Below are 23200 nucleotides of genomic sequence, written 5' to 3'. Positions count from 1 at the left end.
AGGGTTGAGCCATGAACTGCTCAGGACCGGGGTCAGGACCCGGAGGGCGGCACCACCGGGCTGCGGTACTTCGCGGACAACTCGGTCATGTGCTCGTCGAACCGCTCCGGCCCCCACGGCTGCGCACTGACGCCCGGCTGCGGTTCGTCCCCGGCCTCCAGGAACAGTCCTTCCGGCCCGCCCGGCGTGTACAGGAACAGCATGTTGGCGGCCTTCACGCCGATGTTGGTGAAGCGGTGCACCCCGCCGCGCGGCACGAACACCAGGTCGCCGGCCCGGGCCACAAAAGTACGGTCGTTGTCGAGGAACTCCAGTTCTCCGCTGAGCAGGTAGAAGATTTCGTCGGACTGCTCGTGCACGTGCGGCGGCGGACCGCCACCGGGCGGCACGGAGGCCTCGATCAGGCCGATCGAGCCGTTGGTGGTGCCGGCCTCGAGCTTGACCGTGTAGACGTCGCCGGAGAACGTCCTGGTCTCGCCCTCCCCGGCGGGAACGTGCAGACCGGACGGACGGTGATGGGGCAGTGTCAGACTCATTGCAGGACTCCGGTTCGGTGGGTCAGGTCGTCCCGCCGCACGGTAGGCCTCGCCACTTATCTCAGAGTTTGGTGCTCCCGGCGGACCCGTCGCGAACGTTCGGGCCCGGGCCGGACATGAGTACGGCGTGAGGGACCCTGCAGCCGACGACGCGTTCCGGCGCCTGTACACGGCCAACTTCCCGGCGATCCTGAACTACGCGCAGCGCCGGGTCGGGGGGCCGGACGACGCCGCCGACCTGGTCGCCGAGACGTTCCTGGTGGCCTGGCGCCGGCGTGAGGAGCTGCCGCCGGGCCCGCAGGCCCGGCTCTGGCTCTTCGGGGTGGCTCGGCTGGTCCTGGCCAACCACACCCGGGGCGAGCAGCGCCGGGTGCAGCTCGGCGCCCGGCTGCGGCTGGAGCTGCGCGACGAGCCCGGCGACCCGGCCGCCGACCTGGTCGAGGTGATGGCGGTGGACAGCGCGCTGGCCGCGCTCGACGACACCGATCGCGAGGTGCTGGAGCTGACCGTGTGGGACCAGCTCACCCCGCGCGAGATCGGTGCGCTGCTGGATCTTCCGGCCCGGGTGGTGCGCTCGCGACTGTTCCGGGCCCGGGCCCGGATGCGCGGCCGGACCGACCTGTCTGCGGTGAATGTCGCTGCGGAGAAGAACGATCGGGCCGGCCCCGGACACGTAACGGGTGTCCACCGAACGCTCGCGTCCAGAAGGGACCCCAAGGCATGAACGATCGCCAGGTCGAGGACCTGATGCGCCGGGCCCGGCCCGTGTCGTCACCCTCGCGGTTCCACGACGCCGGGCAACGACTCCTTGAGGAGATCATGTCCAGCCCCGCCGAGGAAACCCTCGAGACCGACGTCACGCCGATACCGCTGCGCCGTAACCCGACTCACCGCACCCGGTGGCTGGTGGCCGCGGCCGCCGTCGTGGCCGTGGCGGCCGCCGTGCCGATCCTGCTCTTCCAGAAGCAGGACCCGGCCGCCCCGGCCGCCCCTCTGCCGCAGGAGAGGCTCGAGGTCGACGGCAATCCTCATCTCTTCCTGAAAGACCCCCAGTGGCAACCGACCTCGCTCTACCAGGGTGCGGTGACCGACGGCAGCCAGACTTTCGTCCAGGGCGATCGGACGACCACTATCTCGTGGGTGCCGATCAGGGTCCGGGACCAGGTGCTGGCCGCACGCACGAGCGAGATGCGTCCGGCGCCGCCGCTGACCGTGTTCGGGCAGGAGGCGACCGTGCTGGAGGACGCGCTCAACCAGGAGGCGTTCATCCCGGCCGGCGACATGCTCGTCACCGTGAAGGTTCACGGCATCCGGGAACGCAAGGACTTCCTCTCGGTGCTGAGCCAACTTCAGGTGTTGCCCCCTGACCAGTGGGAGGCAACCCTGGGCGAACGCTTCGTGAACGCCGACCGTTCCGCGGCCACGGCCCGGGAAATGCTCGCCGACATCACCCTTCCCCCCGGGTTCGACCTCGCATCGCTCATGTCCGGCCTCACCCAGGACCGCCACCAGTTCGGCAGCAACGTCCTGGTCACGGTGAGCTGCGCCTGGCTGGACCGCTACGAGCAGGCCCGGGCCCAGGACGACGAGAAGACCATGGCCGGCGTCGACCGGGCACTCGACGGCAACCGGGAGTGGGCACTGCTGCAGGAGATCGACGACCAGGCACCGGACATCGCCCTCCAGGTGACCCAGGCGGCCAACAGCGTCGCGGCCCGGGAAGGGGTCTCGGAGTCCACCACGGCGCTCGGGTGTAGCGACCGGGACTGATCCGAGGACGATCGTGGCCGGGTCGGCGGATCCGGTCACGATCGTCGGTTCCGGGGCCTGCGCAGGGCAACTGGCTCACGCCGTTGTTCACGGGCCCACCGATCGCCAGGGCAGGACGACCGCGCTGAGCAGGGTGACCACGGCGGCGACCAGCAGCGTGGGGCGCAGGCCGACGAGCGCGGCCAGCACCCCACCGGCGGCGATGGCCGTGGGCTGGGCGATGCGGGAGCTGATGGCCCAGGCCGTGATCACCCGGGCCAGATACTGGTCGTCAACTGCCTGGGCACGGTATGTCGCGAACAGGGGGTTGAACACGCCTGCGCACACCAGCAGGCCGAAGTCGGCGCCGATCAGCAGAACCAGGCCGGCTGTCCCCGGTGGGACGAAGGGCAAGGGCAGCAGCCACACCGTCCGCAGGGCTCCGGCGCCCAGCAAGAGACTTCCGAATCCGAAGCGTGCGACCAGGCGGGGAGTCAGCGCCGAACCGAGAATGCCGCCCAGGCAGGGGAGACCGAGCACCAGACCGTACTGCCAGGCCGAAAGCCCCAGGTCCTGCAGCATGAGCACGGCGGTCAGAGGGGCGGCCGCCATGATCCCGGCCCCGAACAGCAGCGCATTGGCCAGCAGGGCGCGAAGATCGGGCCGGCTCCGCACATACGCCCACCCAGCGACCAGATCCCGGCCGCTCATGCGCGAAGGGCTGGGCGGCGGAACTGGTTCCGGTCGACGTATGCGAAGGATGCAGCAGGCCGAGACCAGGTAGGACAGGGCGTCCAGCGCCAGAGTCGTCCCGGAGCCGAGGGTACTGATCAGGAAGCCACCGGCCGAGGAACCGACGGTCGTAGTGGTCCAGGAAGCCGACTCGAACCTGCTGTTGGCGATGTGCAGCTGCCCGGGAGCGACGAGAGCCTTCAGATGCGCGCCACCAGCGGCGCCGAACGCGATCGTGGCCGCGCTGGTGAGCACCGCGACCAGGCACAGCTGGGCGAACGTCAGCCACTGGGCCCAGATCGCGACCGGCACAGTCGCGATGACCAGGAAGCGGAACAGGTCCGCGGCCACCATGACCGGTCGCTTGCGGCGGTACTCGATCACGTGGCCCAACGGCAACGCGAGGACTGCGCCGGCGATCCCGGACAGGGCCGCCAGCGCGGAAACCTGCCAGGCAGCCACGCCGAGCACCGTGACGGCGATCAGCGGGAGCGCCCCGGAACCCAGCGCCGTACCCAGTGAGCTGACCGTGTGTGCCCAGTACAGGCGTCCAAAATCTCTGTCCGGCAACGCATCCCCCGCGCTCGGTGAGTGGCCCCCAATTCGATGACGTCGGTGCTTCCCAAGAGCGACGCCGATGTCGTACGTGTCACTTTCGGGGCTTTTGGCAGTTTTCCGGGTACTTTCCTGGCACGGTGTTACCGACACATGACGAGTACCAAGTCGGAGGTATCTGCATGACCCTGCGCCGCAACCGCCTGTTCATCCTGGCCGGGAGCACTTCCCTGGCCGCTGCCGGTCTGTTCGCCACGCCCGCCCACGCGGCCGGGGACACGGCCACGGCAGAGCTCTCCGGACGGGACGGACGGCTGAACCTGTTCACCTACGAGGGCGGCGACCTGCGCAACCAGGCCGAGGTGGTGCTGTCGCTGTCGGAAGACCGCAGCGTGTACACCTACGAGGTCGACGACGTGGTGGACATCAAGGCGGGGACCAACTGCGCGCACCCCGACAGCGCCGACCTCACAAAGGTCGTCTGCGAGATCGAGAACGTGGTGGGCGGCACCACTTCGGACTGGCCGAGCGGTCAGATCTCCTTCGGGGCGGGCAACGACACGGTGGAATTCACCAACCGCACCACGACTTACTTCAACGCGATCTCTCTGGACGCCGGCAACGACACGTACACCGGTTCTCCCCTCCGCGATGCCGTCGTTTCCGGGAACGAAGGCACCGACACCCTCAACATCGGAGGTGGCGGGGAAGGTCACGGCGACGAGGGCAACGACCTCATCACCCTGGTCGCCGGGCGGGCCATGGCCAGCGGCGGCGACGGCGAGGACGAGATCCAGGGTGGCGTCGGTGGCGACAGCCTGCACGGCGGGGCCGACGACGACGTGATCTACGGCAACGACGGCGACGACCTCATCTACGGCGACCAGGGCAACGACTTCCTGTACGGCGGCCGTGAGCACGACGAGATCTACGGCAACAGCGGTGACGACACGATCTTCGGGAACTCCGGGAACGACACCATCTCCGGAGGGCCGGGGACCGACACCATCTCCGGCGGAACGGGCAGCAACACCATCACCAACTGATGTGTGAAAGGTCTGCCCCGGTGCGGGGCAGACCTTTCCGTCAGAAGCCGGGGAAGACGGCCCGCAGTTCGTTCAGGGTGATGTTCCCGTCGACCGAGGTGCCGTTCGGGGTGTGGGCCGGGGTCAGCCGACCGTAGAGCAGACGCAGCGCCGCCTCGAGCGACCCGGTGAACTTCGCCGTCGCGGCCGGGGCCTCGGTGGTGAACTGGGCCTTCTCGTCGAGGACGATGTGGTACGAGGTCTTCGCGACCTCGATGACAGCGGGTTCCGCAGTTGCCGTGGGCTTTCCGATGAACCCGAGCAGGAAGGCCAGGTCGGTGCTGAGGTGCTGGGCCAGGAGCTCGGCGGAACCGTCGGGCAGCGTCGCGCCCGCGTCGAGGCCGGCGCGCACGTCCCAGGTGTGCGGAACCACCTCGCTCAGCCGCATGGCCGCGAACGTCGCGAGCGGCAGGGGTTCGGGCAGGAAGCCCATGTCCACCTTGATCTCCTCGTGCCGCTCCTGCGGAACGGCCTCGAGGGCGGCGACCAGGGCCTCGTCGGACTGCGCCCAGCCGGCGGCCTGGTCCTGCGGGCTCAGCGCGTTCCAGCGGTCCCAGACGCCCTGGTTGAAGTCCGCGCCGGGCGCCTCGGCCTCACCCAGCCCCGCGCGCAGACTGGCCAGCGTGATCTCCGCGCCACTGCCCAGATGGGACAGGACGTCGGCGACGGTCCACTCGGAGGCCCCGGAGGGAGTGGTGAGCTGCTCGGGTGAAAGTGTGGCGACGACGCTCGCGAGGGCGTCGTGCTCACTGCGCAGGGCAGTGATGATCTCGGCCGCAGAGGTGGTCATGCCCGGGAGCCTAGCGACCGGCACCTCGGTCGACGAGGTGCCGGTCCGGGGTGGGAAGTTTTGGCGCGCGCAGGTGTTACTGGGGCCATGAAGAAGATCGGATTCCTGTCCTTCGGCCACTGGTCGGACACCCGGTACTCGCAGGCCCGCACGGCGGCCGACACCCTTCTTCAGTCGATCGAGCTCGCCGTCGCGGCCGAAGAGGCCGGGGCGGACGGCGCCTACTTCCGCGTGCACCACTTCGCCAGCCAGCTCGGTTCGCCGTTCCCGCTGCTGGCCGCGGCCGGGGCCAGGACGAGCCGGATCGAGCTGGGGACCGGCGTCATCGACATGCGCTACGAGAACCCGCTGTACATGGCCGAGGACGCGGGCGCGGCCGACCTGATCTCCGGTGGGCGCCTGCAGCTGGGCATCAGCCGGGGATCACCCGAGCAGGTCATCGACGGCTACCGCTACTTCGGGTACGAGCCCGAGGGCGACCCGGACGGCTCCAAGCTGGCCCGCGAGCACACCCAGCGCTTCCGTGAGGTGATCAAGGGCAAGGGCTTCGCCAAGCCCAACCCCCGGCCGATGTTCCCCAACCCGCCGGGGCTGCTCCGGATCGAGCCGCACTCGCCCGGCCTGTCCGAGCGGATCTGGTGGGGTGCGGGCAGCCGGGCCACGGCCGAGTGGACGGCCCAGCAGGGCATGAACCTGATGAGCTCGACGCTGCTCACCGAGGACACCGGAGTGCCGTTCCACCAGCTGCAGGCCGAGCAGATCCAGCGCTTCCGCGACGCCTGGAAGGCGGCCGGCCACGAGCGCGAGCCGCGCGTCTCGGTCAGCCGCAGCATCTTCCCGATCGTCAACGACCTGGACCGTGCCTACTTCGGCTCGGCCCGCGGCGGCGAGGACCAGGTGGGCATGATCGACGGCGGCAAGGCACGCTTCGGCAAGACCTACGCGGGGGAGCCGGAGCAGCTGATCAAGGAGCTGGCCGACGACGAGGCGATCGCGGCGGCCGACACCCTGCTCCTGACCATCCCCAACCAGCTCGGCGTCGACTACAACGCCCACCTGCTGGGAACCGTGGTCCGGGAACTGGCCCCCGAACTGGGCTGGCGTTAGGCCGGACCTGGCAACCCCGGTGCGGGCGGTCCGGCCCCTGCATCGCCGTTCCGTCCCGCCGCCAAGGAATTCTTGCGACGATGTCGATCCGTCGCGCTCCCGTTCGAATCACTGGTGAGCGGGGCCGAGCAGCGCCCCGGCGGACCGGTCGGACCTCACGAACAGGGAGACAGCGACATGGCGAAGTACATGCTGATCATGCGGGCCTCGGACGAGGCGCACAAGGCGATGGAGAACGTCTCCTTCGACGAGATCCTGGAGACGATGGGCCGCTACAACGACGAGTTGATGAAGGCCGGGGTCCTGCTCGCCGCCGAGGGGCTCGACCCTGAGGTGAGCGTGGTCGTGGACTACTCCAGCACCCCGCCCCTGGTCACCGACGGGCCCTACGGAGAGACCAAGGAGCTGTTCGGTGGCTTCTACCTGATCGACGTACCCACGCTGGAGGAAGCGGTGGAGTGGGCCCGGCGCATGCCGGCCGGTCCGGGAGCCAAGACGGAGGTCCGCCGGATCCCCAGCATCGACGAGTTCCCGGCCGAGAACGAGTACGTCTACCGGGAGAAGGCCTGGCGTCAGCAGAACGGCCAGCTCTGAGCGCCCACGGGGAGCAGGACGCCCGGCGCACGGTCGAGGCGGTGTGGCGGATCGAGTCGGCGCGCATAGTGGGCGCGCTGGCTCGCTACACCAACGACTTCGCGCTGGCCGAGGACGTCGCCCAGGAAGCACTGGCCGAGGCGCTGCAGGGGTGGCCGAAAGACGGGGTACCGCCGAACCCGGCGGGGTGGCTGTACACGGTCGGCCGCCGCCGGGCTGTCGATGCGTTCCGGCGGCGCTCGGGGCTGGATGAGCGGTACGCCGTTCTGGCCCAGGGGCTGGAAGAACAAAGCACGGACGTCCTGTGGGATCCGGATGCGATCGACGACGACGTCCTCGCCCTGCTCTTCATCGCCTGTCACCCGGTGCTGTCCGCAGAAGCCCGGGTGAGCCTGACCCTGCGTGTGGTGGGCGGCCTGACCAGCGAGGAGATCGCCCGTGCCTTCCTGGTGCCGGTGCCCACCGTCCAGGCCCGGATCACCCGGGCCAAGAAGACGCTCGCGGCCGCGCGCGTGCCCTTCGAGGTACCACCGGCAGACGAACGAAAGGCCAGGCTCGCAAACGTCCTCAATGTGCTCTACCTGATCTTCACCGAAGGATCGACGGCCACCTCGGGCCGGGACCTGCTGCGCACCGACCTGGCCGACGAGGCCCGGCGGCTGGTGCGGGTACTGGCCCAGTTGCTGCCCGACGAGCCAGAGGTGTTCGGCCTGCTGGCGCTGATGGAGCTGACCGCGGCCCGGTTCCCGGCCCGGGTCGGCCCCGACGGCGCCGTGATCCTGCTGGAGGACCAGGACCGGCGCCGGTGGGACCGCGCGGCGGTCGCACGCGGGAAAGGCGCTCTTTCGCAGGCCGCTTCGATCGGTCGAGGTCTGGGGGCGTACGGTCTGCAGGCAGCGATCGCTTCCTGCCATGCGGCCGCTCCATCGGTGGAAGGCACCGACTGGGGGAGCATCGTGGTGCTTTATGAGGCGCTGGGCCGGATCGCGCCCTCCCCGGTTGTCGAACTGAACCGCGCGGTGGCGGTTTCCATGGCTGATGGCCCGCAGAATGCGCTGGCCATTGTGGACGATCTCGCGGTGGATGGGCGGTTGGCCGGCTCTCACCTGCTGCCGAGTGTCCGGGGCGAGTTGCTGTTCCGCCTCGGACGCACGGTGGAGGCGGGCCGCGAGTTCGAGCTTGCGGCCGGGCTGTGCAAGAACGAACGCGAACGAGATCTATTGCTGAAGAAGGCCAACCGAATTTCTTGAGGACGATTGTGAGGCTCAGTAAGTGACGCGGACACGGATTCACAACTTGTCCATCTCGCTGGACGGTTTCGCCTGTGGTGAGGGCCAGAGCGCCGAGGCGCCGATGGGCCACGCCGGGCACCGGTTGCACGAGTGGATGATCGCTACTCGTTTCGGAGCCCCGATCATGGGGCTTTCAGGCGGAACCGCCGGGCTGGACGATGCTTTTGCGCAGCAGCACGAGCCCGGCATCGGGGCCGAGATCATGGGCTCGAACAAGTTCGGCCCTCCGGGCTGGCAGGACGATCCGGAGTGGAAGGGCTGGTGGGGTGAGAACCCGCCGTTCCACACGCCTACGTTCGTGCTCACCCACCGGCCCCGCACTTCGATCGAAATGGCTGGTGGGACAACCTTTCACTTCCTCGACGTCTCGCCCGTCAAAGCCCTGGACCTGGCGCGTGAGGCGGCCGGCGGGCGGGACGTACGCATCGGCGGCGGTGCCACGATGGCCCGGGACTTCATCGCCGCCGGGCTGGTGGACCACATTCATCTGGTGCAGGTGCCGATCGTGCTGGGCCGGGGCGTCCGTCTGTGGGACGGCTTGGAAGGCATGGAGGGCGACTACAGCGTGGAGGCGGTCTCGGCGCCAAGTGGCGTCACCCATCTCACTTTCACGAGACAGTCGTCCCTCGTGGGGCTCTGCTGAGCCGAACAGCCCAACAGAACCCCACGACGTCTTCTATTCGAAGAACTTCAGACTCCAACCACGGTCGGAGGTTTCACCCGGAACGTTGGAGCGGGTGTACGTGACATCGCCCCACCAGGTGAAACTGCCGGTGAACCAGCGCCGGTTGTCCCAGGTGTACCCGGTGCCCTTGGGTACGGCGTGGAACATCAACGGGAACCGGGGGCCGGCCGGTGGGCTGGTGTTGATGTCCCCGTCCAGCAGCACGAAGGTGTGGTGGCCGGGACCGTTCACGTGCAGGGTCGGGTCCCAGCCCCTCGTCAGGGTGGCCGGGTTGGAGCCGAACAGGCAGCCGTTGGACTTGTACCAGTCCCAGACGTACGCCGGGTTCCCGCCCTTCTTCAGCCGTAGGTCGGCCAGGCAGTACTGGTCGCTCCAGGAACCGTTGGCCGAGTACACGATGTGCAGCTGGCCGTTCGGGTCCTTGATCGCCTCGGGCCCCTCGTTGATGTAGGGGTTGCCGACCACGCGCTCCCAGCTCTCCCGCGGCTGCGAGACGACCGAGCGGGCGCCGGTCGTGGTGGTGGGGCTGGACATCCTGGCGATGTAGAGGTTCTGCTCGACGTTGGTGTCGCCCGCCCATCCGGACCAGACGAACCACAGCTGGTTCTCGAACGTGAACGCGGTGCCGTCGATCGCCCACTTGTCATCGGGCAGGCTCATTCTCGTGGGTTGACCGTAGCCGCTGGTGGGCGAGTTCGAGCTGATCACGTACATGCGGTGGGCCGCGCCGGCGCCGGCCGCGAAGTACACGTAGTAACGGCCGCCGATCCGGACCAGTTCGGGGGCCCAGACCTCCTGCAGGCCGTTGTTGGCCCAGATCCGCACCCGCTCGCTGCCGGCCAGGGCGGCTGGGCTGGAAGCCGAGCGGGTGTAGAGGTGCCCGCCGGCCGACTCGACCGAGTAGTACGTGCCGCCGACCCGGATGACGCTGGGGTCGGCGATCGGTGGGGGAGGGGCGGCCTGGGCCGGCCCGGTCATCAGCAGGCCGATCGACAGCGCCGCCACCAGGGCGGCTACGGCCACTCCCAGAGCCTTCCTCAGGCGGAACGGCTTCGGTGTGCTTCCTTGCTGTGGCGCCATTTCTGCTCCTCAGGGATGGAGCCCGCGAGGGAGGTGGCGCTGGCCTGCTCCCTCGCAGGCTCGGTGCAGTGTGTGACGGGAGCCAGTGTAATTCGCGCAGCCGGTCCAACTGCTCTCAACCGTTCGTGTCCTCATCGCGTCAGTTTGGGCATGATGAGGAATCGCGTAGCAGTTGGGGGGAAGCATGCGCGCTCAGGGTGAGGAGGCCTTCCGGGCCTTCGTGCGGCAGGAATGGAGACATCTGGTCCACACGGCCTATCTGCTGACCGGCGACCGGAATCACGCCGAGGATCTGGCGCAGACGGCGCTGGAGAAGATCCACCGGCAGTGGGGCACGCTCGAGAATCCCGGCGCCTACACGCGGCGGGTCATGGTCAACACAGCCATCTCCTGGCGCCGGCGGCGCAGTTACGGCGAGATCCCGCACGAGCCGCAGGACACCGCGTCCCCGGGCGACGACTTCGACCAGATCGACCAGCGGCACCAGCTGGTCAAGGCCCTGCGCAGGCTTCCGCCCAAGATGCGGGCGGTGCTGGTGCTGCGCTACTTCGAGGACCTTCCCGACCTCGAGATCGCCCAGACCCTGGGCTGCTCGACCGGGACTGTCAAAAGTCAGGCTTCCCGGGGCATTCAGCGGCTTCGGGAGCAATTCGAGATCACCGATCCGGGGCTTGCTGCGGCCTTCCAGAGGAGCTGATGATGAACATCGAATCCATGCTCCGCGAGGGGCTCGCCGAGGACGTCCAGCGAGTTCCCGTCGCGGACGACCCGTGGCCCTCCTTCGCCCGCCGCGAGGTGCGCCACCGCCGCGTGAAGCGCACGCGCATCGCCGCAGCGAGCCTCGTCCTGGCCGGGGCGATCGGGCTGCAGTCCGGGCTGGTACCAATGCCGGGCTGGGCGCCGGGTCTGGCTGTCGCGTCGATGAACGACGAACTGATCAACAGTCCGCTGCGGGGCTCGCTGGCCGGCGACACGGCCTGGCTCGACGGGATGCGGGCAGCGATCCCCGACCTCCCGGACGAAGAGGGATCCGGATACTGGAAGGTGCGTCGGGACAAGATCAGGTTCCTCTACGCCAGCGATGTCGGCGCCTTCCGGATGGTGCTGGCCTACGTGCCCCTGCAGATGGGGGTCCTGGCTCAGCCGCAGCTGGTCTGGTACCAGGGCCCGGCGGGGGCGGCGCCGGAGGCGATGGACTGGTCGTCCTACGGTGATGCCGGCGAGAGAGTGACCGCGAACCTGGGCATGGCCCCGGACGGGACGAACGTCTTCGTCGTGGTGGGGCCGGCAGGCAGCCGGGCGGCGATTCGGCCGGGCTTCGAGTTCACCGCTGAGGGGCGGCTGAAGATGGACGAGCCGATGGGCGGGATCGGGAACACGGGAGTTGCCGAAGCAGTCCTGGAGCCGACCTATTCTCTGGAGCCCCTGGGGGTCGTCGAGTACGAGGGGAACGTCGACGAGGTCGGCTTCGGCGGCTCGTTCAACGGCCCCGACCCTACCGGCGAGATCCTGGAGTCGTTGGTGAAGAAGGTTCGGGGCGACAACGACTTCGACTACGAACTGCTGCACACCTTCGTCGATTCGGCCCTGTGGCGGGCCGGGGTCCCGCTCGAGGGACTGCTGATCGACCTGCGCTGGACCGGCGTCGTGAACGGTTCCCCGGCGGCGCTGTTCACCGTTCAGGAACCCGGCCACGGCGTGGTGGCCTTCGCCTTCCACGGAACCACCGAGTCCTTCAGCGCGGATCTGGAGATGCTCATGCCGGCAGCCGGTGTCGAGGACCGGCCGATCGCCTGGCGTATGCGGGGCGAGGAGCACGGGGACATCGAGACCGACCGGGTGACCGTGATCGCTCCGGAGAAGGCGGCGTCCGTGTCGTTGGAGATCACTGGGCAGGCGCCGGTCGACGTCGTCCTGGACGAGACCGGGAAGGGGGAGGCGACGGTGGAGCCCGACCAGGAGGCCTCGGTGGTGGCGCATCGCGCGGACGGGTCGGAGCTGAGCCGCTCGCCGGTGCTGCCGTTCGAGGGCCGGGAAACCATGATCGGTGAGGCCCGGGGAACGCGGCTGGTGCCGTAGGCGTAGGCCCTGGGTGTGCTTGCCGAAGCGCACCCAGGGCCGAAGGCCGTCCTACTTGCGCGGGCCCTCCTTGCGGGGCCGCGCAACCTTGGGGGCCGCGGGTGCCGCCTTGCCCCGATCTCCGGCCGGGGGCTGGATGTTGCGCAGCGACTCCACCAGTTCGGTGAGTCGCCGCGACGTCCTCACGGCCTCCGGCAGCCGGCCGGCGCGCAACTGAGCGCCGAGCACGCGGTACTCGCTGTCGATCATCTCGCTCATCCGCTGGCCGCGTGCTCCAGGGCCGGGACGCGTCGACGGAGGCGCCTCGGACTCCGGTGAGCCGGTGCTGTTCTGTCGTCCACGGGCCGCCGACCCGGTCGTTCGTGCCATTCGGTGCTCCCTGGTGTGCTCAAGTGTCAGGCGATTGTCTCCTGTCGCCTCGCTGCGCATCGGCAATCCTCTCGAACAATGGACGCCGGTGGGCACCGTGGTCAGTGCGGTCCAGCGAGGGCGCGTACGGGCTGAGCACACATGCGTCGAGAACTCGTGTGGGTGGGGGCGGCGCATGCACGCCACCCCCACCCCCTCGTCCCCTCCGGTTCCCCCCGGGCTTACGGCACCAGACGCGTTCCCTTGGCCTCGCCGAGCGGGCCCGCCTCCCGGAACGGGAGCAGGGGAGTGGAACCGATCTCGTCGCCGGCACTGTCGTAGGCCGTCACCGTGGCCTGGTCGCCGGGATCGACGGTGGTCTGCGCACTCCTGGAACTGTCCAGTTCCAGCAACTGCGGCTGTTCGCCCTGCACGGTGAGTTCGAGGCGTTCGGTGCTGGGGTGGCGCAACGACGTTGACGTTGTTCGTCTTGCCCCGGCCGTTCTTGGCGTACAGGCGGTAGGCGATGGGCCGGGCGGCGGCACCCTCGGCCGGCATCAGCACCTGGTAGTCCGCGATCTCGCCCTGATCTGTCGCCCGGTAGGCGAAGGCCAGAAACCCCTGGCTCTTCACGCTGCCCACGGAACACCCCAGGATCCGGGCGATCTCGGGATCCGGGAGGTCCTCGAAGTAGCGCAGCACCAGCACCGCCCGCATCTGCGGCGGAAGCGCCTGCAGCCCGGCGAACAACTGGTGGTGCTGTTCGACCTGCTCGAATCCACCCGGCTGGTAGGTGGTGTCGGTGGGCTCCTGGGGCACCTCGCCGAAGCTGCGCTTGCGCCGCCACGAGGTGACCGTGTTGATCATCGTGCGGTGCACGTAGGCCTTGGGCGAGTCCATCGCCGAGACCGAGCGTCACCTGCGGTGGGTCTTCTCCAGCGCGGTCTGGACCAGATCTTCGGAGTGGTCCCGGTCACCGGTCAGCAGATAGGCCGTGAGGGTCAGCGAGTCCCACTCCTTCTGCATGAAGGCGCGGAAGCTCTCCTCCTCGTCCTGCGGTCTTGCCGAGGCAGTGCTTTGTGGCCTCTCGGCGGCTGTGGTTGGCTCGGGCGGTGAATCTTCTGCTGACGTCGGGCGGTCTGCGCAACGGCTCAATGCTCGGTGCGCTGCGGGACATGCTGGGCAGGCCGTTCGCGGCCGCCAACGTGGTGTACATCCCCACGGCCTCGGTCGCCCAGCCGGGAGACCACGGCTGGCTCCTGGAGGACATGAACCGCCTGCACGGCCTGGGCTGGCGCGAGTTCGACGTCCTGGACCTGAACGGCCTGCCTCCGCAGGTGGTGCTCGAGCGACTGCGGCACGCCGACGTCGTCTACGGCAGCGGTGGCAACCACTACCACCTGGCCCGCAGCATCACCGGCAACGATCTGGCCGACGGCTTCCTGGAGGCCCTGGAGAGCCGCGTCTACGTGGGGCTCAGCGCCGGGTCGATGATCTTCAGCCGTAACCTCACCGAGCACTCGGCCCGCGTCATCGGCGACAGCGCCGATCTGCACCTTCTCGGTGCGACCACCGTGGAGTCACCCTTCGGGCTCTTCGACTGGTACCTCAAGCCGCACCTGTACTCGCCCGACTTCCCGGAACGCGACGACGCCTGGGCCGATCGCATCGCCGGGCAGGCGGACTTCCCCATCTACTTCATCGACGACGAGTCGGCCGTCCGGGTCGTCGACGGCACCACGGACGTGGTGTCCGAGGGGCGGTGGCGGTTCCATCCCGACGCGAGCGCCGACGTCACCTCCGGCGCAGACGCTGGGTGATGAAGAGGGCCGCACGGTCCAGGGCGTCGTCGGCCTCGTCCAGCCGGCCCGCGAAGATCTGGAACACGTGCGGCACCCCGGCCACCACGTCGAGGATCACGTCGACCTCGAACTGCCGGGCCCGTTCGGCCAGCCGGGTCGAGTCGTCCAGCAGCACCTCGTTGGTGCCGACCTGCAGCAGCAGGGGCGGAAGTCCGGTCAGGTCGGCGTGAACGGCGGGGCTGAGCAGTTCGTGCGCCGCGTCCGCGTCGCCCTGGTACAGATCCAGGGCCGGGGCCAGGCCCTCGCGGGTGAAGATGGGGTCGATCCCGGCCTTGCTGTCCATGCTGGCGCCGGTGCGGGTGGCGTCCAGGCCGGGCGAGAAGGCGACGATCCCGGCCGGTACAGGTAGGCCCGCTGCTCGGGCGGCCAGGCTGGTGGTGACCGAGAGGCCGCCGCCGGCCGAGTCCCCGGCGAACACCACCGATGCCGGATCGGTGCCCTGGCTCAGCAGTTCCCGATAGGCGGCGACCCCGTCCTCGACGGCGGCCGGGAACGGGTGTTCGGGGGCCAGTCGGTAGTCCACCGAGATCGCCCGGACCCCGCTGCGCACAACCAGATTCGCGGTCAGGGCGATCGCGGTCTCCGGTGAGCCCAGGCTCCACGACCCACCGTGGAAGTACAGGATCGTGCCGGGCCGCGCCTCGCCCTCCGTCTCGACCGTCACCACCGGTCGGCCGCCGAGCGTGCCGGTTCCGCGCCGCCAGCCCTTAGGTACCTGCCCGAGGTGCGCCATCAGGGCCGCGAATCCGGCCCGCTGTTCCTGGATCGAGACCGGCTCAGCGGGTGCAGAGGGTGCCGGCCGTCGCAGTTCGCTGTCCGCGGCCCGGCGTTGCTGCTCGCTCATCATGTACTCCCCTGAGAAACATGCCCAGGAACTATATGCCCAGGCATCTACTTGTCTCGAGTAATGTACATGCCATGGCATCTAGTTGGGACTTCTTCGACGATCTGGTGCGCCTGGAGACCCGGCTCTACAACGCCCTGGCCGAGGAGGTCCGCGCCCGGCACGGCATCTCGATGGGCCAGTTCGAGTTCCTCAGCCACCTGAACGAGCATCCCGGCTCGCGGGTCGGGGACCTCGCCGTCAGCTTCGCCATCGGGATCGGGGCCACCAGCAAGGGCATCGACCGGCTGCAGAACCTGGGCTGGGTGCAGCGGGTGCCCAACCCCGCCGACCGGCGTTCCTCGCTGCTGGAGCTGACCGAGGCCGGGCGCGAGGTCCTGGAGACGGCCCGCGGCACGGTCGAGGAGCGGCTCGCTGAGCTGCTGGACCTCGACGCCGAGCAGCTGGCCGTGGTGGCCGCTGCCGTCTCCGCCCTGCGCCGCAGGCTCGAAGACGACCAGGTCGGCCTGCCCGTCGGCTGAGGGTTACCGGCCGACCGCGTCCATGGCGCGGTCGAGCAGCACTTCCCGGGGCACCGCCCCGCCGCAGACGCGCCAGGTGTCCAGGGCTGCGTTCCAGCACTCGACCGCCGAGGCCGCCAGGGCGCGGGGGCGGGGGTCCTGCTCGGCCGGCCCGTCCTGGGGCAGCCGGGCGGCGATCAGGGGGCGCAGGAGTTCTTCCCAGCGGTGCTGCTTCTCCCGCCGTCGCGCGCGCATCGTGGGATTCGCCTCGAGCATCCGCTCGAACTCCATGGCCTGCTCCAGCGTGGCGCCGTTGAGCTCCAGGAGGATGTCGAACGTGCGGCGCAGGGCCTGCCAGGGGGATTCGGTGCCGGGTCGCGCGGCGAGGGCCTCGGCCAGCTCGGGGCCCAGCTCCTCGATCCAGATCAGGACCACGTCTTCCTTGGTGCCGAAGTAGCGGAAGAACGTGGTGCGGGACAGCCCCGCTTCGGCGGCGATCTGCTCCACCGTGGTGTTGGTGCAGCCCTGCTCGGCGAACAGCCGGGTCGCGATGCCGCTCACTTCGGCGCGCATCGCCTGCCGGGTCCGCTCGCGCAGTGAGCCGGGACCGGGTCGGATCTGGGGCCTTTGCGGCACATCAGTCACGTGATGGAGTCTACTGCGTCCCCGACTGGTACTCAGTACCAACTCGGGCTAGCGTCCCAGTCGTTGACCGCATGCCACCACCGGCGTGCCCGGAAGCAAGATCGAGGAACCCACGTGACGCCCCAGCCCCGCCCCGAGAAGCTGTTCACCCCTCTCACCCTGGGCGCCCTGCAGTTGTCGAACCGCCTGGTCATGGCGCCCCTGACGCGCACCCGCACCGAGCCCGACGGGGTGCCCACCGACCTGCACGTCGAGTACTACCGTCAGCGCGCGTCCCTCGGCCTGATCGTCACCGAGGGAACCTGGCCGATCATCGAGGGGCGCACCTGGATGGGGCAGCCCGGCCTGCAGACCCCCGAGCAGATCGCCGGCTGGCACCGGGTCGCCGACGCGGTGCACGAGGCCGGCGGCCGGATCGTCGCGCAGATCATGCACGGAGGCCGCATCTCGCACCCCTCGATCACCGGCACCGGGCGCACGGTTGCCCCCAGCGCCCTGGCTGCTCCCGGCGAGATCCGGACGGCAGACGGCGGCAAGGCCGCCCTGCCGGTGCCCGAAGCGCTGACTGGAGGCGAGATCCCGTCCATAATCGAGGGTTTCGTGACGGCTGCGCGCAATGCTGTCGAGGCGGGCCTGGACGGCGTGGAGATCCACGCGGCCAACGGCTACCTCGTGCACCAGTTCCTGGGCAAAGCCTCCAACCAGCGCACGGACGAGTACGGGGGCTCCCCGGCCAACCGGGCCCGCCTGGCGATCGAGATCCTGACTGCGGTCGCCGAGGCCATCGGGGCCGAGCGCACGGGCCTGCGCATCTCGCCCGAGCACAACATCCAGGGCGTGGTGGAGGACGACCAGGAGGATCTGGCTGCTACCTACACCGCGCTGGCCGAAGGGCTGGCGCCGCTGGGCCTGGCGTTCGTGGACATCCTGCACGTCGAGCCGTCCGGGACGCTGGTGCAGCAGTTCCGCAAGACCGTCCAGGCGCCGGTCATCCTGAACTCGGGCTTCTCGGTCAACACCACCCGCTCCGAGGCCATCGACCTGGTCCGCAACGGCCACGCCGACGCCGTCGCAGTCGGCCGCGCCGTGATCGCCAACCCGGACCTGGTGGCCCGCTGGCACGAGGGCGCCACCGAGAACGCCCCCGACCCGAGCACCTTCTATGTTGGTGGCGCCCACGGATACACCGACTACCCCACGCTGGAGCAGGGCGCGGCCTGAGCGAAAGGTCTGCCATGGGTTCTTCCCCCACCAAGGTCTGCGCGTCGTGCGGGCGCACCATCGCGTGGCGCAAGAAGTGGGCCGCGAACTGGGACGAGATCCGCTACTGCTCGCAGGCATGCCGTCGCACCAGGGTCGGCGACGTGGGGCGGAGACTCGAGGGGAGCATCCTGGAACTCGTACGTCACCGGGCCCGAGGAGCGGGCGTGGACCCGAGCGAGGCGCTGCGCTCGCTCGGGCTCGGGGACGAGCAGCAGTACCGGGAGGCGGCCCGGGCTGCTGCCCGGCGGCTGGTGGCCGCCGGGCAGGTCGAGATCGTCCAGAACGGACGAGTGGTGGACCCTTCCCGGGCCAAGGGCGCCTTTCTCGTGCGGAGCGTTCCGTCAGGTCCCCGCTCAGCGTGATCGATACTCGCTTGCTGCTTCTGGCCACCGACGGCTAAGCAGGGTCTCGTGCACTTTCGCCCCGCCACCGCGCGCGATCTCGAGACTCTGCTCGCCTTTCCGGTCGACCCGGTGATCGGCGGCATCGGCCCGGACCGGCTCCGTGAGGAACTGGCGGCCGGGCAGATGCGCCTGCCGTGGAGTTGGCTGGTCCTGGACGACGAGGGCGTCGTGGTCGGCCGCGCCCTGTGGTGGGGCCGGTCCGACAGCGTCACCCCGTTGGCGCTGGACTGCCTGCACCTGCTGGAGCGTGTCGACGACCGTGCCGCCGTCGCTGGGCACCTCCTGCAGCAGGCTCACGCCGGCTTTACCGCTGTGAGACATCCCCCTGAGTACCAGCTCACCCTGCCCACGCACTGGCGCCGCGACCCGGCCGCCGTCGACGCGGTGTCCTGGCGCGTCGCAGCTGCGGCCCTCGCCGGTCTGAGCGAGCAGACGGAACGGCTTCAGTATGAGTGGATCCCCGGCGACCAGCACCCAACTTCCTCGCAGCGTCTGCGCTTTCGTGCTGGCGACGAGCAGGAGTTCCTCGCTCTCTTCGAACAGGCTGCGGTTGGCACACTCGATGTCACCACCCGCAGGGCGCTGGTGGTGATGGACCCGGCAGCCCAGGCCCGCGACGACTACAACTTCTACCTCAACTGCCCCGGCGAGCGGGCCTGGTGGCGCGTCGCCACTGCACCGGACGGGGAACCGGTCATCCGCCTCCACGCGGACGCCGGAGCCGAGCGCGTTACCGCCACCACCGACGTCATTAATGTTCCGATGGCCGCTGCGTTCGACCGGGCCGGGTTCCGGGTGACCGAGACGCGCCTGATGCTCGAGGGCAGGACGACCGGCTGAGTCCAGGTTGCGGCTGAGTCCAGGTTGCGGATGAGTCCAGGTTGCGGACCGGTGAGTCCTGACCCTGATCAGCGGAGTGCGACGGCGATCGTCTCGGCCGGGGTCGCGGTGGGCCCTCCGATCAGGCGCCGCAGGTCGCCGGAGTTCGTGTACTGCTCGTCGGCAGTTGCGGCAGGAGCTCGAGGGGATCAGCGAGAAGATGTCCACCCAGACGCTGCGCACCCTCGAGCGCGACGGGCTGCTGGTGCGCACGGTGTACCCGAAGGCCCCGATCCGGGTGGAGTACGAGCTGACGCCGCTCGGCCAGACCCGCCGGGGTCCGCTCAAGGCCCTTACCGAGTGGTCGGTGCAGCACGTCGAGGAAGTCGTCGAGGCCCGTCGGGGCCGGATCAGCGCAGGGTGTCGATGTCGATGACGAACCGGTAGCGCACGTCCGAGGAAAGGACGCGCTTGTAGGCGTCGTTGACCTGGGAGGCGTCGACGACCTCGATCTCCGGGGCGATCCCGTTCGCTGCGCAGAAGTCGAGCATCTCCTGGGTCTCGGCGATGCTGCCGATGCTGGAGCCGGCGAACGAGCGGCGATTGCCGAACAGCGTGAACACGCCCACCGGGAGCGGCTCGGGCGGGGCGCCGACGCTGACCAGGGTGCCGTCCAGGCGCAGCAGGCGCAGGTAGGCGTTCAGGTCGACCGGGGCGCTGACCGTGTTGATGATCAGGTCGAACGTGTTGGCCAGGTCGGTGAAGGTGGCCTCCTCGCTGGTGGAGCGGTAGTCCTTGGCTCCGTGGCGCAGGCCGTCCTCCTTCTTGGACAATCCACGCGAAAGCACCGTCACCTCAGCGCCCTTGGCCACGGCGATCTTGACGGCCAGGTGGCCGAGGCCACCCATGCCCACGACGGCGACCTTCTTGCCGGGGCCGGCGTTCCAGTGGGCCAGCGGCGAGTAGGTGGTGATCCCGGCGCACAGCAGGGGAGCGGCCGCCTCGTAGGGGATGGCCTCGGGGACCTTGAGGACGAAGTCCTCGTCCACCACGACGTGGGTGCTGTACCCGCCCTGGGTGATGGTGCCGTCGCGGTCGAGGGAGGTGTAGGTCTGGGTGTTGCCCTTGAGGCAGTAGTTCTCCATGCCGGCCTTGCAGTTCTCGCACTCGCGGCAGGAGTTGACCATGCAGCCGACGCCGACCCGGTCCCCGACAGCGTGCTTGGAGACGTCGGTGCCGACTTCGGTGACGACGCCGACGATTTCGTGCCCGACGACCTGCGGGTAGGCGATCGGACCCCATTCGCCCCGGACGGTGTGGATGTCGGAGTGACAGATCCCGGCGTAGCGGATCTGGATCAGCACGTCCTTCGGGCCGACGTCGCGGCGCTGGATCGTGGTGCGGACCAGGTCGCCGGTCGCGGAGGGCGCGGCGATGGCGTTGACGTTCAGCATGGTTCTCCAAAGAGGCTTGCTGGGTGGGCAAAGGAGCGGATTTGCACGGTTTGGACAGGGGAGTGCCGACAACGGCGTCCGCGGTTACAGACAACACTTCTCGGCAGTCCGGTGGGAGTCACTGTCGAAGGACGTACTGGCAGGGAACCCCACGCGGCTGCTGGTGGGCCTAGCCTCGAGCGTATGGACAACCGGTCGGAGGTGCGTGACTTCCTGATGTCGCGCCGCGCCAAGCTCACCCCGAAGGATGCAGGTCTTCCCACCGGGGTGAACCGGCGCGTGGCCGGGCTGCGCCGCGCCGAGGTCGCCGTCCTGGCCGGGATCAGCGTCGAGTACTACTCGCGGATCGAGCGCGGCGACATCGCTGGTGCGTCCGCATCTGTGCTGGATGCCCTGTCCCAGGCCCTGAAGCTCGACAGGACGGAGCACGCGCACCTGCTCGACCTGGCCCGGGCCGCCGACGGCATCCCCGCCGCCCGACGGCCCCGCCGCCGCCCGAACAAACCCGTCGATTCGCGGCCGGCCATGCAGTGGATGCTCGAGGCGATCACCGGAGGCCCGGCCATCGTGCGCAACGCCCACCAGGACGTCGTGGCGATGAACGCGCTCGGGCGGGCGTTCTACGCGCCGGCGATCGGTGATGGTGGCCGGCCGGTGAACCTGGCCCGCTTTCAATTCCTCGACCCGGCCTCACGTGACTTCTACCCCGACTGGGAACTGTTCGCCGACATGTGCGTCGCGATCATCCGCGCAGAGGCCGGGCGCGACCCCCATGACCGGTCGATCCAGGACCTGGTGGGCGAATTGTCCACGCGAAGCGAGCTTTTCCGACGTTTATGGGGGGCTCATGACGTGCGTACCCACGGTGCGGGGACGAAGCGGTTCAATCACCCGGTCGTCGGTGAGGTCACACTGGCGTTCCAGGAACTGGCCCTGACCGACGAGCCCGGCCTGGTCATGCTGGTCTACACCGCCGAGCCCGGCTCGGCGTCTGCCGATCGGCTGGACCTGCTGGCGTCCTGGGCCAGGACCGCGGCCGAGGATGTTGAGAACAGCTCAGACGTCGCCCGTTCCTGAGTGCGCACACGCAGTTCTCCGGCCAAAAGTTTGCTGCGCTTTGTCCTTTGCCGACCAGGTGCCCACGGTGTCAGATACGGACCAGGCCGAGGGCTACTGTGTGGGTGTGGCAGCTTCTGAGGTATGGGTTCGTCGGCGCAACGGGATCGAAGAGATCGGACGGGCTCAGCCACAAGGCGCTGGATACGTGGTCACGTGGACGGGGGAGCAGCCGGTCGAGGTGCCGCGGCGTCCGTCCGGGGTGAGGTGGGCGCCCGATGGCAGCCTTGCGGCCCAGGTCTTCGCCGACGGGGCGGCGGTCGGCCGGCAGTTGACGAAGTCCGCCGACGACGTCGTGCGACAGCTTCTCCGGGAGGAGGCAGTCGTCATGACCACCCAGACGATCGTCGCGCGCCTGATCGAGCTCAACGTGTCCAAGAGCGATGCCAACAAGGCCGTCAAGAGGGCGGAACCGGGGCTGCGTCAGGATCCGCACATCGTCTACGACCCGGAGGGTGGGGCCGAGCAGTTCGCGTGGTCGGACTCGCCGGTCCCGGTCGATCCGGACGCCTTCTTCAGGGGAGGCCGGTGGCCGCAGGTCCTGGAACGGGCCGCCGTCGGAGTCACACCTCAGCAACGCGATCTTCTGCGTGATCGGGCGCTGGAGGACCCTCAGGTGACGGATCTGACGCGGGTGGCGTTGGCTGCAGTGGGCGTGCTGCCCTGGCCCGAGACCGACGTCGTCCAACGTCTGACGCGGCGTTCCGGCGCCGGGACAGCCCTGAAAGATCTGGCCGAGAACGTGCTCGCCCGGATACGTGCGGCCGCGGTCGAGCAGGGCCGGGTGGACGTCCTGCTGTTCCTGGTGCGTGCGGAGAACACGTCCAGGGCGCTGACCGGACTGGCGAAAGACATCAACGATCTTCAACCGGCAGCGGGACTCGTCGAGGAGACGCTGCGTTCCCTGCACAACGACCTGGGGAGCCGTCGCACCACCGGGGCACAACGGACTGCGATTCTCCGGCGTCTGCCCCTCCTGAGAACCGAGCGGCAGGTGGGAGCCGCGCTGGGCCTGTGTGCGTTTCTCGACGCGGAGCGCGAATTCAGTGCACTGATCGCTTGTCTGGATAGCGAGCAGGTCCTGTCCCTGCCGGACCAGGTCTGGGCGGAGGTCGTGGGAGGGCTGCGTCGGCCGGCTCGCGAGCACCTGGCCGTGGTCGCTGAGTCTGAAGCCCTTCGTGCCCGGCTCCTGGGATCGGCCTTCTCCGGTTGAACGAAGCACGCTCGAGGCGACTGCTGCACGAGTGAGGAGATCCAGGTGCCCGATGCGCGATGCATGCACAATCAGCCGCCCCGCCCGCCCCTGTCCTCGGTGCCGGAGCATTCCGTGACACGAGGCGTCGTCTGCGCCCACCAGTTCGGAGTCGGCGTCTATTTGCTCGACGTCGGCGATTTCGGGCACGTCAACGTCCCGGCCCTGGGGATGAGCACGCCTGGGGGGCTGGATGACTTCCCGCCGGTCGGGACCCTTCTCTCACTGACGGTCTTCAACAGAGGCGCCTACGGCCAGTTGCGGTTGGGTGTCACGGCCTCGCCCTAGGGCGTGTCCTGCGGATCTTCATCGGAGATGAAGAACGATGCAGGCGAGGACGATCTCGGCGCGGTGGTAGGTCGCTCGCTTGGCGAAACGGGTGGCCAGGCCACGGAACTGCTTGAGCCGG

Annotated in this window: 27 protein-coding genes and 1 pseudogene; 18 read left to right on the top strand and 10 right to left on the bottom strand. The window is 69.1% G+C overall.

The window, feature by feature from the left end; genetic code table 11:
- Positions 1 to 32 precede the first annotated feature (32 nt).
- Complete coding sequence (locus LWF15_RS21620; RefSeq protein WP_232812705.1) at positions 33 to 536, bottom strand: cupin domain-containing protein; 504 nt, start codon at positions 534 to 536, stop codon at positions 33 to 35.
- 127 nt (positions 537 to 663) lie between these two features.
- Between LWF15_RS21620 and LWF15_RS21615 the strand changes: the two genes are divergently transcribed.
- The gene (locus LWF15_RS21615; protein WP_232812704.1) at positions 664 to 1260 is read left to right on the top strand and encodes an RNA polymerase sigma factor; all 597 of its coding nucleotides are present in this window, start codon (positions 664 to 666) and stop codon (positions 1258 to 1260) included.
- Entirely contained in the window at positions 1257 to 2306 is a 1050-nt protein-coding gene (locus LWF15_RS21610) for a hypothetical protein (RefSeq protein ID WP_232812703.1), read from the top strand. The genes LWF15_RS21615 and LWF15_RS21610 overlap by 4 nt, the downstream gene beginning before the upstream one ends.
- An 87-nt stretch (positions 2307 to 2393) precedes the next feature.
- On the opposite strand, the gene LWF15_RS21605 is transcribed toward LWF15_RS21610, so the two are convergent.
- On the bottom strand, positions 2394 to 3587 hold the full coding sequence (locus LWF15_RS21605; RefSeq protein ID WP_232812702.1) for an MFS transporter: 1194 nt from the start codon (positions 3585 to 3587) through the stop codon (positions 2394 to 2396).
- A gap of 167 nt (positions 3588 to 3754) precedes the next feature.
- Here LWF15_RS21605 and LWF15_RS21600 point away from each other — a divergent pair, with 167 nt between their 5' ends.
- The gene (locus LWF15_RS21600) at positions 3755 to 4618 is read left to right on the top strand and encodes a calcium-binding protein (protein WP_232812701.1); all 864 of its coding nucleotides are present in this window, start codon (positions 3755 to 3757) and stop codon (positions 4616 to 4618) included.
- A 40-nt stretch (positions 4619 to 4658) separates the two neighbouring features.
- Here LWF15_RS21600 and LWF15_RS21595 read toward each other — a convergent pair whose 3' ends face one another.
- Positions 4659 to 5447, bottom strand: a complete 789-nt coding sequence (locus LWF15_RS21595) for a maleylpyruvate isomerase family mycothiol-dependent enzyme (protein WP_232812700.1) — start codon at positions 5445 to 5447, stop codon at positions 4659 to 4661.
- A gap of 87 nt (positions 5448 to 5534) precedes the next feature.
- Here LWF15_RS21595 and LWF15_RS21590 point away from each other — a divergent pair, with 87 nt between their 5' ends.
- From LWF15_RS21590 to LWF15_RS21575, 4 genes are all read left to right on the top strand, one after another.
- Positions 5535 to 6554 carry an LLM class flavin-dependent oxidoreductase gene (locus LWF15_RS21590; protein WP_232812699.1) on the top strand — a complete coding sequence of 340 codons (1020 nt, stop codon included), beginning with the start codon at positions 5535 to 5537 and terminating at the stop codon, positions 6552 to 6554.
- 177 nt (positions 6555 to 6731) lie between these two features.
- Complete coding sequence (locus LWF15_RS21585) at positions 6732 to 7148, top strand: YciI family protein (protein ID WP_232812698.1); 417 nt, start codon at positions 6732 to 6734, stop codon at positions 7146 to 7148.
- A gap of 41 nt (positions 7149 to 7189) precedes the next feature.
- The gene (locus LWF15_RS21580; protein ID WP_232812697.1) at positions 7190 to 8398 is read left to right on the top strand and encodes an RNA polymerase sigma factor; all 1209 of its coding nucleotides are present in this window, start codon (positions 7190 to 7192) and stop codon (positions 8396 to 8398) included.
- A gap of 22 nt (positions 8399 to 8420) precedes the next feature.
- Positions 8421 to 9083: a dihydrofolate reductase family protein gene (locus LWF15_RS21575; RefSeq protein ID WP_352396509.1), complete on the top strand. Its 663-nt coding sequence runs from the start codon at positions 8421 to 8423 to the stop codon at positions 9081 to 9083.
- A 33-nt stretch (positions 9084 to 9116) separates the two neighbouring features.
- On the opposite strand, the gene LWF15_RS21570 is transcribed toward LWF15_RS21575, so the two are convergent.
- Positions 9117 to 10205 (bottom strand): glycoside hydrolase family 43 protein, encoded by a 1089-nt coding sequence (locus LWF15_RS21570; protein ID WP_232812695.1) that lies wholly within the window; start codon positions 10203 to 10205, stop codon positions 9117 to 9119.
- A gap of 184 nt (positions 10206 to 10389) precedes the next feature.
- Here LWF15_RS21570 and LWF15_RS21565 point away from each other — a divergent pair, with 184 nt between their 5' ends.
- Together LWF15_RS21565 and LWF15_RS21560 are read left to right on the top strand one after the other, a co-directional pair.
- Entirely contained in the window at positions 10390 to 10902 is a 513-nt protein-coding gene (locus LWF15_RS21565; RefSeq protein ID WP_232812694.1) for a SigE family RNA polymerase sigma factor, read from the top strand.
- Positions 10903 to 10904: 2 nt separating this feature from the next.
- Positions 10905 to 12284, top strand: a complete 1380-nt coding sequence (locus LWF15_RS21560; protein WP_232812693.1) for a hypothetical protein — start codon at positions 10905 to 10907, stop codon at positions 12282 to 12284.
- Positions 12285 to 12335: 51 nt separating this feature from the next.
- On the opposite strand, the gene LWF15_RS21555 is transcribed toward LWF15_RS21560, so the two are convergent.
- The 3 genes and pseudogenes from LWF15_RS21555 to LWF15_RS38185 form a co-directional block, all read right to left on the bottom strand.
- Entirely contained in the window at positions 12336 to 12542 is a 207-nt protein-coding gene (locus LWF15_RS21555) for a hypothetical protein (protein ID WP_232812692.1), read from the bottom strand.
- A gap of 332 nt (positions 12543 to 12874) precedes the next feature.
- A complete protein-coding gene (locus LWF15_RS21550) occupies positions 12875 to 13102 on the bottom strand; it encodes a hypothetical protein (RefSeq protein WP_232812691.1) in 228 nt (75 codons plus the stop codon).
- A gap of 151 nt (positions 13103 to 13253) precedes the next feature.
- A pseudogene (locus LWF15_RS38185) lies at positions 13254 to 13499 on the bottom strand (sigma factor-like helix-turn-helix DNA-binding protein); the annotation flags it as partial.
- A gap of 245 nt (positions 13500 to 13744) precedes the next feature.
- On the opposite strand from LWF15_RS38185, the gene LWF15_RS21545 reads away from it, so the two are divergent.
- Positions 13745 to 14452, top strand: a complete 708-nt coding sequence (locus LWF15_RS21545) for a Type 1 glutamine amidotransferase-like domain-containing protein (RefSeq protein ID WP_232812690.1) — start codon at positions 13745 to 13747, stop codon at positions 14450 to 14452.
- Here LWF15_RS21545 and LWF15_RS21540 read toward each other — a convergent pair.
- Complete coding sequence (locus LWF15_RS21540; protein WP_232812689.1) at positions 14427 to 15338, bottom strand: alpha/beta hydrolase; 912 nt, start codon at positions 15336 to 15338, stop codon at positions 14427 to 14429. The genes LWF15_RS21545 and LWF15_RS21540 overlap by 26 nt on opposite strands.
- Before the next feature lie 74 nt (positions 15339 to 15412).
- Between LWF15_RS21540 and LWF15_RS21535 the strand changes: the two genes are divergently transcribed.
- Complete coding sequence (locus LWF15_RS21535; RefSeq protein WP_232812688.1) at positions 15413 to 15859, top strand: MarR family winged helix-turn-helix transcriptional regulator; 447 nt, start codon at positions 15413 to 15415, stop codon at positions 15857 to 15859.
- Between the two features lie 3 nt (positions 15860 to 15862).
- On the opposite strand, the gene LWF15_RS21530 is transcribed toward LWF15_RS21535, so the two are convergent.
- A complete protein-coding gene (locus tag LWF15_RS21530; protein ID WP_232812687.1) occupies positions 15863 to 16483 on the bottom strand; it encodes a TetR/AcrR family transcriptional regulator in 621 nt (206 codons plus the stop codon).
- A 114-nt stretch (positions 16484 to 16597) separates the two neighbouring features.
- On the opposite strand from LWF15_RS21530, the gene LWF15_RS21525 reads away from it, so the two are divergent.
- The 4 genes from LWF15_RS21525 to LWF15_RS21510 all read left to right on the top strand — a co-directional run bounded on the left by LWF15_RS21525 (position 16598) and on the right by LWF15_RS21510 (position 19405).
- Positions 16598 to 17704 carry an alkene reductase gene (locus LWF15_RS21525; RefSeq protein WP_232812686.1) on the top strand — a complete coding sequence of 369 codons (1107 nt, stop codon included), beginning with the start codon at positions 16598 to 16600 and terminating at the stop codon, positions 17702 to 17704.
- Between the two features lie 14 nt (positions 17705 to 17718).
- Positions 17719 to 18108: a DUF2256 and DUF3253 domain-containing protein gene (locus LWF15_RS21520; protein ID WP_232812685.1), complete on the top strand. Its 390-nt coding sequence runs from the start codon at positions 17719 to 17721 to the stop codon at positions 18106 to 18108.
- 48 nt (positions 18109 to 18156) lie between these two features.
- Positions 18157 to 18990 carry a hypothetical protein gene (locus tag LWF15_RS21515; protein WP_232812684.1) on the top strand — a complete coding sequence of 278 codons (834 nt, stop codon included), beginning with the start codon at positions 18157 to 18159 and terminating at the stop codon, positions 18988 to 18990.
- A gap of 166 nt (positions 18991 to 19156) precedes the next feature.
- Positions 19157 to 19405: a winged helix-turn-helix transcriptional regulator gene (locus LWF15_RS21510; RefSeq protein ID WP_232812683.1), complete on the top strand. Its 249-nt coding sequence runs from the start codon at positions 19157 to 19159 to the stop codon at positions 19403 to 19405.
- Here the strand turns inward: LWF15_RS21510 and LWF15_RS21505 are convergent.
- On the bottom strand, positions 19380 to 20423 hold the full coding sequence (locus LWF15_RS21505; RefSeq protein WP_232812682.1) for an NAD(P)-dependent alcohol dehydrogenase: 1044 nt from the start codon (positions 20421 to 20423) through the stop codon (positions 19380 to 19382). The two genes, LWF15_RS21510 and LWF15_RS21505, sit on opposite strands and share 26 nt — an antisense overlap.
- A gap of 183 nt (positions 20424 to 20606) precedes the next feature.
- Between LWF15_RS21505 and LWF15_RS21500 the strand changes: the two genes are divergently transcribed.
- The 3 genes from LWF15_RS21500 to LWF15_RS21490 all read left to right on the top strand — a co-directional run bounded on the left by LWF15_RS21500 (position 20607) and on the right by LWF15_RS21490 (position 23079).
- Positions 20607 to 21500 (top strand): helix-turn-helix transcriptional regulator, encoded by an 894-nt coding sequence (locus LWF15_RS21500; RefSeq protein ID WP_232812681.1) that lies wholly within the window; start codon positions 20607 to 20609, stop codon positions 21498 to 21500.
- Between the two features lie 367 nt (positions 21501 to 21867).
- Entirely contained in the window at positions 21868 to 22752 is an 885-nt protein-coding gene (locus tag LWF15_RS21495; RefSeq protein WP_232812680.1) for a hypothetical protein, read from the top strand.
- A gap of 45 nt (positions 22753 to 22797) precedes the next feature.
- Complete coding sequence (locus LWF15_RS21490) at positions 22798 to 23079, top strand: hypothetical protein (RefSeq protein WP_232812679.1); 282 nt, start codon at positions 22798 to 22800, stop codon at positions 23077 to 23079.
- Positions 23080 to 23200: the final 121 nt, after the last annotated feature.

Origin of the sequence: Kineosporia rhizophila, from assembly GCF_021277265.1 — a bacterium.
GTDB lineage: Bacteria > Actinomycetota > Actinomycetes > Actinomycetales > Kineosporiaceae > Kineosporia > Kineosporia rhizophila.
Note: the sequence above shows the minus strand (reverse complement) of the source record. Positions and strands in the feature narration are given on the sequence as shown.

Excerpts from the sequence above, each read along its gene's own strand:
- LWF15_RS21590 (WP_232812699.1), top strand. The coding sequence starts at position 5,535 with ATGAAGAAGATCGGATTCCTGTCCTTCGGCCACTGGTCGGACACCCGG.
- LWF15_RS21520 (WP_232812685.1), top strand. The coding sequence starts at position 17,719 with ATGGGTTCTTCCCCCACCAAGGTCTGCGCGTCGTGCGGGCGCACCATC.
- LWF15_RS21620 (WP_232812705.1), bottom strand. The coding sequence starts at position 536 with ATGAGTCTGACACTGCCCCATCACCGTCCGTCCGGTCTGCACGTTCCC.
- LWF15_RS21610 (WP_232812703.1), top strand. The coding sequence starts at position 1,257 with ATGAACGATCGCCAGGTCGAGGACCTGATGCGCCGGGCCCGGCCCGTG.
- LWF15_RS21595 (WP_232812700.1), bottom strand. The coding sequence starts at position 5,447 with ATGACCACCTCTGCGGCCGAGATCATCACTGCCCTGCGCAGTGAGCAC.
- LWF15_RS21570 (WP_232812695.1), bottom strand. The coding sequence starts at position 10,205 with ATGGCGCCACAGCAAGGAAGCACACCGAAGCCGTTCCGCCTGAGGAAG.
- LWF15_RS21585 (WP_232812698.1), top strand. The coding sequence starts at position 6,732 with ATGGCGAAGTACATGCTGATCATGCGGGCCTCGGACGAGGCGCACAAG.
- LWF15_RS21555 (WP_232812692.1), bottom strand. The coding sequence starts at position 12,542 with ATGAGCGAGATGATCGACAGCGAGTACCGCGTGCTCGGCGCTCAGTTG.
- LWF15_RS21565 (WP_232812694.1), top strand. The coding sequence starts at position 10,390 with ATGCGCGCTCAGGGTGAGGAGGCCTTCCGGGCCTTCGTGCGGCAGGAA.
- LWF15_RS21540 (WP_232812689.1), bottom strand. The coding sequence starts at position 15,338 with ATGAGCGAGCAGCAACGCCGGGCCGCGGACAGCGAACTGCGACGGCCG.
- LWF15_RS21535 (WP_232812688.1), top strand. The coding sequence starts at position 15,413 with ATGGCATCTAGTTGGGACTTCTTCGACGATCTGGTGCGCCTGGAGACC.
- LWF15_RS21560 (WP_232812693.1), top strand. The coding sequence starts at position 10,905 with ATGAACATCGAATCCATGCTCCGCGAGGGGCTCGCCGAGGACGTCCAG.
- LWF15_RS21505 (WP_232812682.1), bottom strand. The coding sequence starts at position 20,423 with ATGCTGAACGTCAACGCCATCGCCGCGCCCTCCGCGACCGGCGACCTG.
- LWF15_RS21600 (WP_232812701.1), top strand. The coding sequence starts at position 3,755 with ATGACCCTGCGCCGCAACCGCCTGTTCATCCTGGCCGGGAGCACTTCC.
- LWF15_RS21500 (WP_232812681.1), top strand. The coding sequence starts at position 20,607 with ATGGACAACCGGTCGGAGGTGCGTGACTTCCTGATGTCGCGCCGCGCC.
- LWF15_RS21495 (WP_232812680.1), top strand. The coding sequence starts at position 21,868 with ATGACCACCCAGACGATCGTCGCGCGCCTGATCGAGCTCAACGTGTCC.